The organism is Vreelandella sp. EE27, assembly GCF_968206495.1.
In genome coordinates this window covers 3657418-3670045 of record NZ_OZ309109.1, presented here as the reverse complement: position 1 = coordinate 3670045, position 12628 = coordinate 3657418, and the positions used below count along the sequence as shown (strand labels likewise).

At 62.4% G+C, this 12628-nt stretch carries 11 protein-coding genes; 9 read left to right on the top strand and 2 right to left on the bottom strand.

Annotated elements, in window-relative coordinates; all coding sequences use genetic code 11:
* Positions 1-56 precede the first annotated feature (56 nt).
* Positions 57-1418 (top strand): 2-oxoadipate dioxygenase/decarboxylase HglS, encoded by a 1362-nt coding sequence (gene hglS / locus ACWHVV_RS17205; protein WP_447927298.1) that lies wholly within the window; start codon positions 57-59, stop codon positions 1416-1418.
* Between the two features lie 13 nt (positions 1419-1431).
* Here hglS and ACWHVV_RS17200 read toward each other — a convergent pair whose 3' ends face one another.
* Entirely contained in the window at positions 1432-2985 is a 1554-nt protein-coding gene (locus ACWHVV_RS17200) for a BCCT family transporter (protein ID WP_447927297.1), read from the bottom strand.
* Between the two features lie 321 nt (positions 2986-3306).
* Here ACWHVV_RS17200 and ACWHVV_RS17195 point away from each other — a divergent pair, with 321 nt between their 5' ends.
* From ACWHVV_RS17195 to ACWHVV_RS17185, 3 genes are read left to right on the top strand one after another with little or no spacing between them, the layout of a single operon-like run.
* Positions 3307-4365 (top strand): ABC transporter substrate-binding protein, encoded by a 1059-nt coding sequence (locus tag ACWHVV_RS17195; protein WP_447927296.1) that lies wholly within the window; start codon positions 3307-3309, stop codon positions 4363-4365.
* The gene (locus ACWHVV_RS17190) at positions 4365-5147 is read left to right on the top strand and encodes an ABC transporter ATP-binding protein (protein WP_447927295.1); all 783 of its coding nucleotides are present in this window, start codon (positions 4365-4367) and stop codon (positions 5145-5147) included. Before ACWHVV_RS17195 ends, ACWHVV_RS17190 begins: the two co-directional genes overlap by 1 nt.
* 9 nt (positions 5148-5156) lie before the next feature.
* Positions 5157-5921: an ABC transporter permease gene (locus tag ACWHVV_RS17185; protein WP_447927294.1), complete on the top strand. Its 765-nt coding sequence runs from the start codon at positions 5157-5159 to the stop codon at positions 5919-5921.
* Between the two features lie 29 nt (positions 5922-5950).
* Here ACWHVV_RS17185 and ACWHVV_RS17180 read toward each other — a convergent pair whose 3' ends face one another.
* Positions 5951-6637, bottom strand: coding sequence for a DUF481 domain-containing protein (locus tag ACWHVV_RS17180; protein ID WP_447530557.1), 687 nt, complete (start codon positions 6635-6637; stop codon positions 5951-5953).
* 184 nt (positions 6638-6821) lie between these two features.
* Between ACWHVV_RS17180 and ACWHVV_RS17175 the strand changes: the two genes are divergently transcribed.
* From ACWHVV_RS17175 to ACWHVV_RS17155, 5 genes are all read left to right on the top strand, one after another.
* Complete coding sequence (locus ACWHVV_RS17175; protein ID WP_447927293.1) at positions 6822-8498, top strand: ATP-binding protein; 1677 nt, start codon at positions 6822-6824, stop codon at positions 8496-8498.
* Between the two features lie 45 nt (positions 8499-8543).
* Complete coding sequence (locus tag ACWHVV_RS17170) at positions 8544-9263, top strand: response regulator (RefSeq protein WP_447927292.1); 720 nt, start codon at positions 8544-8546, stop codon at positions 9261-9263.
* A gap of 165 nt (positions 9264-9428) precedes the next feature.
* A complete protein-coding gene (locus ACWHVV_RS17165) occupies positions 9429-10439 on the top strand; it encodes a tripartite tricarboxylate transporter substrate binding protein (protein ID WP_447927291.1) in 1011 nt (336 codons plus the stop codon).
* Positions 10440-10562: 123 nt separating this feature from the next.
* Complete coding sequence (locus ACWHVV_RS17160; protein ID WP_447927290.1) at positions 10563-11045, top strand: tripartite tricarboxylate transporter TctB family protein; 483 nt, start codon at positions 10563-10565, stop codon at positions 11043-11045.
* Positions 11046-11083: 38 nt separating this feature from the next.
* Positions 11084-12571 (top strand): tripartite tricarboxylate transporter permease, encoded by a 1488-nt coding sequence (locus ACWHVV_RS17155; RefSeq protein WP_447927289.1) that lies wholly within the window; start codon positions 11084-11086, stop codon positions 12569-12571.
* The last annotated feature ends 57 nt before the right edge of the window (positions 12572-12628 follow it).

The window sequence follows — 12628 nt, the reverse complement described above, 5'->3', positions numbered from 1 at the left end:
CCGCACTTGTTTGCTTTGATAAGGGGAATCTCCCTACAACACAGTGAGGCAGCGCCATGGCTCAAAGCTCGTTTCTATCCACCGATGAGGTGCGCGATCGTTTCTCCAAGGCGATGTCGGCCATGTACCAGGCGGAGGTGCCGCAGTACGGCACGCTGCTGGCGTTGGTCGATCAGGTCAACAAGGAGACGCTCGAGTGCCAGCCAAGGCTTCGCCGGCGTTTACAAGCCCAGGACGAGCTGACCCGGCTAAGCGTCGAGCGCCATGGCGCCATTCGCGTAGGCACCGCCGACGAATTGGCCATGCTCGGCCGCTTGTTTGCCGTGATGGGTATGCATCCGGTGGGCTACTACGATCTTTCCGAAGCGGGGGTGCCGGTGCACTCCACCGCCTTTCGCCCCATCGACGACGATGCCCTGGCCCGTAACCCCTTTCGCGTCTTTACCTCGCTTTTGCGCATGGAGCTGATCGAAAGCGATACGCTCAGAGCCCGGGCCGAGGCGATTCTGGCCGAGCGGGACATTTTCACCTCCAAAGCGCGGGCGTTGATCGAGCGCTTCGAAACCCAGGGCGGTTTGAGCGAGGAAGAGGCCGAGGCCTTCGTGACCGAGGCGCTGGAGACCTTCCGTTGGCATCAGGAAAGTACGGTCGATCTGGACACCTACCAGGCGCTTCACGACGAGCACCGCTTGATTGCCGATGTCGTCTGCTTTCATGGCCCGCACATCAACCACCTGACGCCGCGCACGCTGGATATCGACGAGGTGCAGCGGCGCATGCCCCATGAAGGTATGAATCCAAAGGCGGTGATCGAAGGGCCGCCGCCACGGGCGTGCCCCGTCTTGCTGCGACAAACCAGTTTTAAAGCGCTGGAAGAGTCGATCCGCTTTAGCGGGGCTACCGAGGGCAAACACACCGCCCGCTTTGGTGAGATCGAACAGCGTGGCATGGCCTTGACGCCCAAGGGGCGGGCGCTTTACGACCAGCTTTTGAGCGAAGGCCGCACGCGGGCTCAGGGGTTGGACAATAACGCCTACCAGGCAGTGATGAGCCAGGCGTTTGAAACGATGCCGGATAGCTTCGAGGAAATGCGCCGTGAAGGTTTGGGCTACTTCCACTACCGCCTGACCGACGCAGGCCAGGCGGCCAGCGGCCAGCACAGTGGCGATATCGAAGCGCTGATTCACCAGGGGCTGGTCGAGGCCCAGCCGATCACCTACGAGGATTTTCTACCGGTGAGTGCGGCGGGCATCTTTCAATCCAACCTGGGCGGTGGCGAAAACGCGGCCTATGCCGGTAACGCCAACCGCCAGGCGTTCGAAGAGGCGCTCGGGGCGCCGGTCATCGACGAGCTGGCGCTTTACGCCGAGCGCGAACGGGCCTCCATGCAGGCGGTATTGCGCGCGCTAAAGGCCTGACCGGCGGTGGGGGCTAGTCGATAATACCCTGTTCCCGCGCCATGGCATAAGCCGCCTGTGGGCCGTTCCAGAGCGAGGGAAGAAGAATCAGCGATACCGGCACCGCGGTGATCACGATGAACTGCTGGAGCGCGGCGATCTGGCCTTCACGCATGGCCAGCAGCACCGCGGCCATGATCGCCATGACCACGCCCCAGAAGGCACGCAAAAACGGGCTGGGTTCGTCGTGGCCGGCGCCGACCATGGCAATCGAGTAGCTCATGGAGTCGCCGGTCGTGGCCACAAAAATGGTGGTGAGCAGCAAAATCGCCAGCGCCATCCAGATGCCACCGGGCAATGCCTGGGCCAGGGTGAGGGTGGCAATGTCGAACTGGAAGCCCTGCAGCGCCTCGGTCAATTCGATCACGCCGGTCAACTGGTAGTAAATGCCCGAGCCGCCCAGCAGGGTGAACCAGACCGTGGTGGCGAGCGGGGCGATGACTGCCACGGCCAGAATCATCTCGCGAATGGTGCGCCCGCGGGAGATACGTGCCACGAAAATGGCCATCAAGGGGGCGAAGGCGATAAACCAGGCGTAGAAGAACACGGTCCACCACTGCATCCAATCCGCCGGCGCGGTCTGGGAGGTCATGGTCACCATGCGGAAGAAGTCATCGAAATAGGTGCCCATAGCGCCGAAGTATGTGTCGAACAGAAACAGCGTCGGCCCGAACAAAAAGACGACCGCGCCGATGCCCAGCGCCAGCATGACGTTGAAGCGGCTCAAGAGCTGCATGCCCTTATGCACGCCGCTGACCCCGGAAAGCACGTACACAATGCCCAAGGCTAGCAGAACCGAAAGTCGTGTAACGAAGGTGTTGGGCAGCCCGAACAGCACCTCAAGGCCATGGCTGACCTGGGTCGCCAGAAAACCGATCGGCCCGACGGTGCCCGCCACCACGGCAATCACGCAAAAGGCGTCGACGAGCCCGCCCAACGGGCCGCTCATCAAACGCTCGCCGAATACCGGGTAGAGCAGGGTGCGGGGCTGTAGCGGCTGGCCTTTTACGTAGTGAGCGTGGGCCAGCACGATCGCGGTGAGCGAGCCCAGAATCGCCCAGCCAACGAACCCCCAGTGGGTAAACGACTGCGCAAGCGCTCCGGGCACGGCAGCGCGCACGCCCGGGTCGGTGTCGAAGGCGGGTGGCACGTTCACGAAGTGATAGATCGGCTCACCGGCGGCGAAAAAGACGCCACCCCCGCCGAGCAGCGTACACAAGATGATCGAAATCCACTTGAAAGTGCTCATTTCTGGTGCATCGAGATCGCCGATTTTGGCCTTGCCCGCCGGGGTCAGCGCAAGCCCAATGGCAATGAAGAACGTCACCAGCATCAAAAACTGGAAGTAGGTGCCGAAAGTGAGCGCGCTCCAGGCAAAGCCTTCGCTGATCGTATCGGCGACCAGGTCCAGATCAAAAAACGACATCGCGAGAAAAACCACGATGAATCCAATACTTAGAGTAAGTACGACGGGATCGCCTAGCGTAGAACGCCTGCGGCTTTCACCGTCGTGAGCCGGTTTATTCATCAAGAAGAACACCTTTGGTGGGACGAGAGAAAGCCGTTTGTTTTGCGTAGAGCGTAGGCAAAATCTGGATAAAAAAAAGCGCCATTGGGGAAATGGCGCGAGGACAGGAAACAGCGTTTAGTATACAAGCGCTGTAGACCAAAGTCTAACGTGTTTTGCTTTGGTGCGATAAATAATTTCATCCGCACCTTTTTGGCGCAATAAAAATAAGGACCTCCTTGAAAAGCCTCTTTTAACTGACTGATTTTAATGCACAAGCCAAATAATGGCAGCGTTGCTGCAGAGTTCAGGACTCGTTCGATCGTATACAAGGTGCTCACCATGGCTTGCTGTTTCTTCCCCATTCAGACATATAAAGGTGCTTTTTCACCGCGTTGGGCGGGCGTTGCCGCGCTTTTGCTGCTGCCCGCCTCGGCCATGGCCGACACGCCCATTCGCTTTCAGCTGGATTGGCGCTTCGAGGGCCCGGCCGCCCCCTTCCTCATGGCCGAGGAGAAGGGCTATTTCACCGATGAAGGCCTGGACGTTCAGATCGACTCGGGCAGCGGTTCCGCCGGGGCGATCAACCGGGTCGCCTCCGGGGCCTACGAAATGGGCTTTGGCGATCTCAACGCGCTGATCGAATTTCTCGCCGAGAACCCGGATGGCCCGGGTATTCAGGGCGTCTATATCGTTTACGACGGCACCCCGGCGGCGGTCTTCGCGCGCAAGGGCAGCGGTATCGAAACACCAAAGGACCTGGCTGGCAAGACTATCGCCGCCCCCGCCTTCGATACCGGCTACCGCGCCTGGCAGATCTTTGCCAACGCCAACGACCTCGAATCTGACGCGGTCGAGTGGCAAAACGTCGACCCGACCCTGCGGGAAACGCTGCTTACCCGGGGCGATGTCGATGCGATTACGGGCTTTTACTTTACCAGCCTCTTGAACCTGGAGGAGCGCGGCCTGGCCGAGGAGGAGCTGACCATCATGCCCTTTCCGGAGTACGGGGTGCCACTTTACGGCAACGCCATCATCGCAAGCCAGGACTTCGCCGAGGAGCACCCGGAGGCCGTCGAGGGCTTCCTGCGCGCTTTCAACCGCGCCCTGCAAGAAACCATGGACGACCCGGACGCGGCCATCCAATACGTGCAAAACCGCGACGGCTTGATCGACGCCGAGATGGAAACGCGGCGCCTCAAATTGGCCCTCGATAGCGTAGTCGATACGGCGGATGCCCGCGAAAACGGCGTCGGCGATGTGGACGGCGAGCGTCTCGAGCAGGCCATTGCGCTGGTCGCCGAGGCGTTCGAGCTACCCTCGACGCCGACCAATGAGCAGGTCTTTACCTCGCGTTATCTACCGCCGCTGGATGAGCGGATGTGGCTGGAGGCCGAGTAATGTCGCAAGCGTTCGTCCGTTTCGATGACGTCAGTCTCTCCTATGACGGGGTGGATAACGCCATCGAAGCCATCGATCTGGGCATCTCTGAGGGCGAGTTCGTCGCCTTCGTGGGGCCATCGGGGTGCGGTAAGTCGACCTTCATGAAGCTTTGCACCGGCCTTCACGCGCCCACCAGCGGCGCGATAAGTGTGGATGGCAGCGCCGTGACCGGGCCGCTCAAGATATCGGGCATGGCGTTTCAAAACGCCAACCTGCTGCCCTGGCGCACCACGCTCGACAACGTGCTTCTGCCGCTGGAGATCGTCAAACCCTACCGCCACCAGTTTCGCAAACGCCGCGAGGAGTTCGTCGGCTGGGCGCGCCAACTCCTCGAGACGGTGGGCTTGGCCGGTTATGAAGACCAATACCCCTGGCAGCTCTCCGGCGGTATGCAGCAGCGCGCCTCGATTTGCCGGGCGCTGATTCACCAGCCGCGCCTTTTGATGCTCGACGAGCCCTTCGGTGCGCTGGACGCCTTCACCCGTGAGGAGCTCTGGTGCGTGCTGCGCGACTTATGGGAGGCGCAGCGCTTCACCGTGGTGCTGGTCACCCACGATCTGCGCGAGGCGGCGTTTCTGGCGGATACGGTGTACGTGATGAGCCCCCGGCCGGGCCGGGTGATCGAAAAACGCGCGATCGATCTTCCTCGCCCGCGCTCGATCGAATCCACTTACGAGAAGCCCTTTATCGATCTGGTGCACGAACTGCGCGGCCGGATCGGCGATGTGCGCGCAACTTGAGGCTCTTTCATGAAACAACCGAGTAAATCCGCCGAACGCCTGGCGCCCTGGATCGCCGTGCTGGTGCTGATTGTGGTGTGGGAAGTCACCGTGCGGCTTTTCGATGTGCCCAGCTTCATCTTCCCCAGCGCCCTGGACACCGGCCAAGCGCTCATCGACTACGCCGGGCCCATCGGCGTCCACTCCTGGCAAACCTTCTGGACTACGCTGATCGGCTTTGGCCTGGGGGTGGCCGTGGGGCTCGCGCTTGGCTTCATCATTGGCTCGTCGCGCTTTTTGTATAACGCCTGCTACCCGCTGCTGGTCGGCTTCAACGCCATTCCCAAGGTGGCCTTTGTGCCTATCCTGGTGGTGTGGTTCGGCATCGGCTCCGTGCCGGCGATTCTGACCGCGTTCTTGATCTGCTTTTTTCCCATCGTGGTCAACGTGGCCACCGGCCTTGCCACCCTGGAGCCGGAAATGGAGGACGTGCTGCGGGTATTGGGGGCGCGGCGCATGGACGTGCTCTTGAAAGTGGGCCTGCCGCGCTCGCTGCCGTATTTTTTCGCCTCGCTGAAGGTGGCGATTACGCTGGCCTTCGTGGGCACGGTGGTCTCGGAAACCGTGGCCTCGAACCAGGGGATCGGCTACTTGATGATGAGCGCGGGCTCGCAGATGCGCATGGGGCTGGTGTTTGCGGGCTTGATCGTGATCAGCGCCATGGCCATGGTGATGTACGAGCTCTTCGCGGTGCTTGAAAAGCGCATGACCGGCTGGGCACACCGCGGTCAATAAGGCCGTCGCGGCCCGTAAAAGCTAGCGCGCTACCAGCGGTACAAAAGCGAGGCGCTGGTGGTGTTGTCGGTGCGCTCGCTGGCGTCTTCCGGCGGCTCTGAGTTGTGTTTGATCTCGTGGGACAGGCGCATGGAGATGCGCGCACTCACCCGAGCGGTCAGCGAGGTAAACGAGCGCGAAGTGGTGTTGGAGTCGGTGTACTCGACGGACATCTCCTGCTCGAACTCGGTGTACTCGGAAAACCCATAACGGTAGGCCAGCGCGCTGTAGGCCACCGCCAGGCGCTCGTTATCGTTGTCGCGCAGCCGGTCGTCACGGTAGCCCGGCCCCGCCTCCAGCGAAAGCGAATGGGGTTCGCCGGATAGCAGCTGGCGGCCGTAGCCGCCGATCACCGAGAGCTGCTGGTCGTAGCCGGCAAAGCGGTCCTTCTCCCAGCGGGCGAAGCCAAACAGGTAGTGCGGGCCGTTGAAATCGAAGCGCTCGCGCCCGGCCAGCAGGTACTGCTCGGCGCTGGTTTCGCCGTCCTTGGTGACGTTGCGCACCTCGCCGCGCAGCGAATGGGTCAGATCCCCGGTCAGCCAGGTCAGGCGCGTCTTGCCGATCAGGGTCTGGCTGTCGGTATTGCCCGAAAGATGGGTGAAACCAAGCTCGGCATCGCCGGTGAAATTCGGCGAAGCCTCTTCCGGCGGCGGCGGGGCGTAGAACGGATTGGCCATCGCCACGCCTGCAAAAAGCGGCCAACTCACCAGCACACTGCTTCTTAATAAAGTAAGCACGTTAGCTTTTTTCCCTGAAATTGACGAAAGCGAGCCAGCGCTCGGGTAGGCAAAAGCGCCATAGGTTACCGTGGCTTCGCGCTGCGTGCCATAATGACGCCACCGCGCACGTTGAGTTCCCCTTATGACGACTTCCCGGCCCCGCTCGCTTGCCGATCTCAATCCTGCCCGGCGGCCGCGTTCCAGGCGCCGCTGGTATAAACGCAGTTTCCGCCTACAGGTGATGCTGCTGGTGGGTTTTTTGCTGGCCGGGATGCTGCTGGCCCAGGGCGCCTACCTCAACCACCGCAAAACCGATATCGTCACCCAGCAGATGGGCGAACGGGCGCTGGCCGTTGCGAAAACCGTGGCGGGGATGCCGAGTATCGTCGAGGCCTTCGCCGCGCCGGACCCGGCGGGCATCATCCAGCCGCTGGCCGAGCGGGTGCGCCAGGAGACCGGGGCGCGCTACGTGGTGGTAGGCAACGCCCGCTCGATTCGCTATTCCCACCCGGTGCCCGAGCGCCTGGGCCAGCGCATGGTCGGCGGCGACAACGAACAGGCGCTGATCTACGGGCAGTCGTACATTTCCGAAGCCACGGGGACGCTGGGCACGGCGATGCGCGGCAAGGCGCCTGTCTGGGATAACGAGGGCAATATCATCGGCCTGGTGTCGGTGGGGTTCATGACCGACCGGGTGGCCCTGGACGCCGCGCGCTATACCACCCTGAGCTGGGTGCTGGTGGCGCTGATGATTTTGCTCGGCTTTGCCGGCGCCTACTGGCTCTCCCAGCATCTCAAAAAAGTGATTTTAGGGCTCGAACCCTACGAGATCGCGCGCATCGCAATCGAAAAAGAGGCCATCCTGCAGTCCATCCACGAGGGCATTTTGGCAGTCAATCGGGAAGGCCATATCACGCTGGTCAACCAGCAGGCGCGCCGCTTTCTCAAACTTCCCGACGACCACGTGCTGCTGGGCCAGCCGATTCGCGAAGTGGTCCCGAATTCCCGGCTGCTTGAAGTGCTCAAAAACGGCGAGCAGGAGTTCGATCAGCAGATGTGGCTGGGCGATCATCCGGTGGTGGTCAATCGCGTGCCGATTCTCGACGGCGACGACATCGAAGGCGCGGTGGCGACCTTTAGAAGCCGGCGGGAAATCATCGACCTTTCCCAGGCGCTGACTCAGGCAAGCCGCGATGTGGACATGCTGCGCGCCCAGGCCCATGAGTTCTCCAACAAGCTCTATACCATCTCCGGGCTTTTGCAGCTCGAGCGCACCCAGGAGGCGCTCAAGCTGATTCACCAGGAAACCGAGCGCGCTCAAGCGCAAATGAGTTTTTTGATAGCCCATGTCGCCGATACGGTGCTAAGCGGTACGCTTTTGGGCAAGCTGACCCGGGCCCGCGAGCTTGGCGTTGCGCTCGAAATCGACGAGCAAAGCTCGCTCTCTCAGCCGCTTACGCCAAGCGGCCAGGAGGTGATGATGAGCGTGGTCGGCAATCTGCTCGACAACGCCTGCTTTGCCGCGCTCAATGGGCCCCTGGCGAGCACGCCGACCGTGCGGCTTTTTTTCACGGACTTGGGCGAGCAGCTACTGATCGAGGTGGAAGATAACGGGGCCGGTGTGGCACCGGAGCACGCGAGCACCATTTTTGACGAGGGTTTTTCGACCAAGAGCGGCAGCCACCGGGGCATTGGGCTTGCTTTGGTGGCCAGGCTTTGCCGCCAAAACGGCGGGGCGGTCACGCTGGAAGAGAGCGAGCTGGGCGGGGCGTGCTTTATCGCGGTGCTGGACCGGTCGCTTTGCAGTACCGCGCCTTGAGGGGCGCGTCGAGTGATAACAAGATAACGCCGAAGGGGACACGGCATGACTAATACGCAGTACGGCATTCTGGTCGTCGAAGACGACTTTCGCATCGCCGACATCCACCAGGCCTTCATCGAGCAAAGCGACGGGTTTTACGTAGCCGGCTCCGCGCGCACGGCCCGGGAAGCGAAGGCGCTGCTCGACGCCCGGTCGGATTCGATTCATCTGGTGCTATTGGATGCCTACCTGCCCGATGTCGAGGGGCTGGAGCTTCTATGGACCATTCGCCGGCACTACACCCGCGTGGATATCGTCATGGTAACCGCGGCCAAAGAGGTGGAGACGATTTCCGAGGCGCTGCGCGGCGGCGTATTCGACTATTTGATCAAACCCATCGAAGCCTCGCGGATGACTCGGATGCTGACTCGCTTTCGCCGCGAGCGTGAAGCCATGGCGAACCGCGGGGAGATGAACCAATGGGAGCTGGACCAGGTGCTGGCCAGGCTCACGCCCGAAAGCGCTCATAAAGCCGAGCCCCAGGCGCTGCCCAAGGGCATCGACCGGTTGACGCTGGATCGCGTCGTGGCCGCGCTGGCCGCCGATGCCACGGCGCTGACCGCGGTGCAGGTCGCCCACGCCCTGGGGGCTAGCCGCTCGACGGCGCGGCGCTATCTGGAATTTCTGGTCGCCGAGCAGCGCGTCGTCGCCGAGCTGGGCTACGGCGATGTGGGGCGCCCGGAGCGGCGCTACCGGCTCGTGGATACCCCCGCGCTATCCTGAAGCAGTCCATCTTCCAGGGCATCGGTTATCGAGCGTGAACAAAATGAACAAAATGCCCATAAAGAATTTTTTAGCGTTTATGACCACAAGCTTGTTTCGGCCCGCCTGGGTCTTCTAACGTTCGCGACGTAAAGATCATAACAACACCGACACGTGGAGAACGCCATGACGCTATTTTTAAAGACCACGCCCTCAAAACGTCTCGCTCTGCTGGCCCTGCCCGCTGCCCTGCTGGCTGCCGCGGGGTCCTCCGCCCAGGCTCAGGAGTGGACGCCGAGTAAATCCGTCGAATTCATCGCCCCCGCCAACCCGGGCGGCGGCTGGGATACCCTGGTACGTACGGTGTCTCGCGTCATCCAGCAAGAAGGCCTGGCGGACGAGAACTACGCCGCTATCAACGTCCCCGGCGGCGGCGGGGCGGTCGCCTGGGCGCAGATCGCCCGCGACGACGGCAACCCCCACAAGCTCTTCGCCACCAGCCCGCCCATCATTTTGGTACCGCTGGCCGGCGCCTCGCGCTACGACCACACCGACTTCACCCCGGTGGCGCGGCTGATCACCGACTACTCGATCATTCTGGTGGCCGAGGATTCCGAGTATCAGGACCTCAACGACCTGTTCGAAGCGCTTGAAGAGAACCCCAATCTGAGTGTGGGCGGCGGCAGCGCCCCGGGCTCGATGGATCATATCTCCATGGCGGGCGTGGCCTCGGCGGCGGGGCTCGACGCCTCCAGCGTCAACTACATTCCCTTCTCCGGCGGCGGCGACGCCATGACCAACCTGATGGGCGGTCACGTCGAAGCGGTGATCACCGGCGCCGGCGAATCCGTTGGCCAGCTGGGTGAAGGCAGCCAGCTGCGCGCCCTCGGCGTTTCTTCGCCGGAGCGCCTGGGCGGCGGGCTTGCCGATGTACCCACCTACCAGGAACAGGGCGTGGACTACACCTTCGATATCTGGCGCGGCGTAATGGGCGCCCCGGATATGCCCGAAGAGGCGGTCGCCTACTACGAAGAGCTCTTCGCCGAGATGCTCGAGACCGACGGCTGGCAAGAGGCCCGGGATCAGCTCGGCTGGATCGACGCCTACCAGGACAGCGACGCGTTCGGTGACTTCCTGGACGCGCAGCAGGAGCAGTTCAGCAGCGTGCTAAGCGACCTGGGCCTTCTGCGCCAGTAAAACGGCCGTCGCGTTACGACCCCGGTGGCCGTATGGGCCGCCGGGGTCGTGTGCCTGAAACGCTGGCCTGAAAGGCGGGCGCTAGCCCTACCTTCGCGGCCCTTCTTTTGAAAGAGACTCCTCATGACGCGATTAAACACCAATCAGTGGCTGGCCCTCGTGCTTGCCGTGTTCGCGGCGGCGTATCTGGCCATGGCCTGGCAGGTGCCGACGTTTCCGCTGCCGCGCCCGGTCGACTCGGACCTTTTTCCCAAAGCGCTCGGCGTGACGCTGCTGCTGCTGGCCGGGTTTCTGTTTTTCGAAAAGCCGGCGCCGATTGCCGGCAGCGACGAGATCGACGAGCAGGCCCAGCAAGGCCCGCTGTTGTTGACCCCCTGGGCGCGCGTCATCGTGACCTCGGTGGCGATCGCCGCCTACGCGCTGCTGCTCGTGCCGCTGGGTTTCGTGGTGGCCTCACTGCTTTTGTGCGTGGGCCTGACCGCCTACTACGGCTACCGCCGTCATGGGGTGAACCTGGCGGTGTCGCTGGCGGTGGTGCTGGGGCTTTATCTGTTGATGACGCGGGTGATGGATGTCTACCTGCCCACCGGCATACTGCCGATTTAAGCGCCGTCGTCTAAACGCTGCTAACGAGAGACACGCCCATGGATGCCTTGAACAATCTCATGTACGGCTTTGGCATCGCGCTCGAGCCGATCAATATCGCCTACGTTTTCGCCGGCGTGTTTGCCGGTACCATCATCGGCATGCTGCCGGGCCTTGGGCCGATCAGCGCGCTGGCGCTGATGATTCCGATCACCTTCTCGATGGAACCCTCCTCCGGGCTGATCCTGATGGCCGGGGTGTACTACGGCGCCATCTTCGGCGGCTCGACCTCGTCGATTCTTTTGAACGCCCCAGGGGTTGCGGGCACCGTGGCCACCTCCTTCGATGGCTACCCCTTGGCCAAGCAGGGCCTGGCGGGCAAGGCGCTGGCCATTGCCGCCTACTCGTCGTTCGTGGGCGGTACGGTCTCGGTGGTCTTTCTGATGCTGGTGGCGCCGCTTCTGTCCAAAGTGGCGGTAAGCTTCGGCCCGGCGGAGTACTTCGCGCTGATGGTGCTGGGGCTGACCGCGGTGGTGTCGCTTTCGGACAAATCCCTGGTGAAAGGCCTGATCGCCGCCGTGGTGGGCGTGATGATTTCGATCGTGGGCATCGATATGCAAACCGGCACCGAGCGCTATACCTTTGGCTCGGCGCAGCTGCTCGACGGCATCGATTTCCTGGTGGTGGCACTGGGTATCTTCGCGCTGGCCGAGGTGTTCTACATGCTGCTGCGCGGCGGCGGTGGCAAGGAAGCGCCGCGTAACGCCATCGGCTCGCTGAAGCTCACCCGCTCGGAAGTGGGGCAGATCGCCGGGCCGGTCAGCCGAAGCTCGGTGCTGGGCTTTTTCACCGGCGTGCTGCCCGGCGCCGGCGCCACGATCGGCTCGTTTCTGGGCTACAGCATGGAAAAGCGCATCGCCAAAGACGGCGATACCTTCGGCAAGGGCAACATAAAGGGCGTGGCCGCGCCGGAAGCGGCCAACAACGCTGCCTGCACCGGCTCCTTCGTGCCGCTGCTCACTCTGGGTGTGCCCGGCTCCGGCACCACGGCGGTGCTGCTGGGCGCGCTTCTGGTCATGGGCGTGACGCCGGGGCCGATGATGCTCGAACAGCGCCCGGACGTCTTCTGGGGCGTGGTGGCGAGCATGTACGTGGGCAACATCTTCTTGCTGGTGCTCAACCTGCCGCTGATTCCCCTGATCGCCAAAATTCTCGATCTGCCCCGGGCGATGCTGCTCTCGCTGATTTTGATATTTTGCATGATCGGCGTGTACGGCATGAGCTTCAGCGTGTTCGATCTGCTGCTGCTGTTAGGCTTCGGTCTGCTGGGCCTTGGGATGCGCTTATTCGGCTTTCCCGCCGCGCCGCTGATTCTTGCGCTGATTCTGGGCAACATCATGGAGGAGTCCATGCGTCGGGCGCTGCAGATCTCCGGCGGCGACTGGATGACCTTCGTCGAGAAGCCCATTTCGCTCTCGCTGCTCGCCGTCGCGCTCTTGTCGCTTTTGCTGCCGCTGCTCAAAAAGCGCCGCAAGCGCGCCGTGTGATGTTCGCGTTCCACCCATGCTTTGAAGCGCCCTTCGGGGCGCTTTTTTGTGCATAGG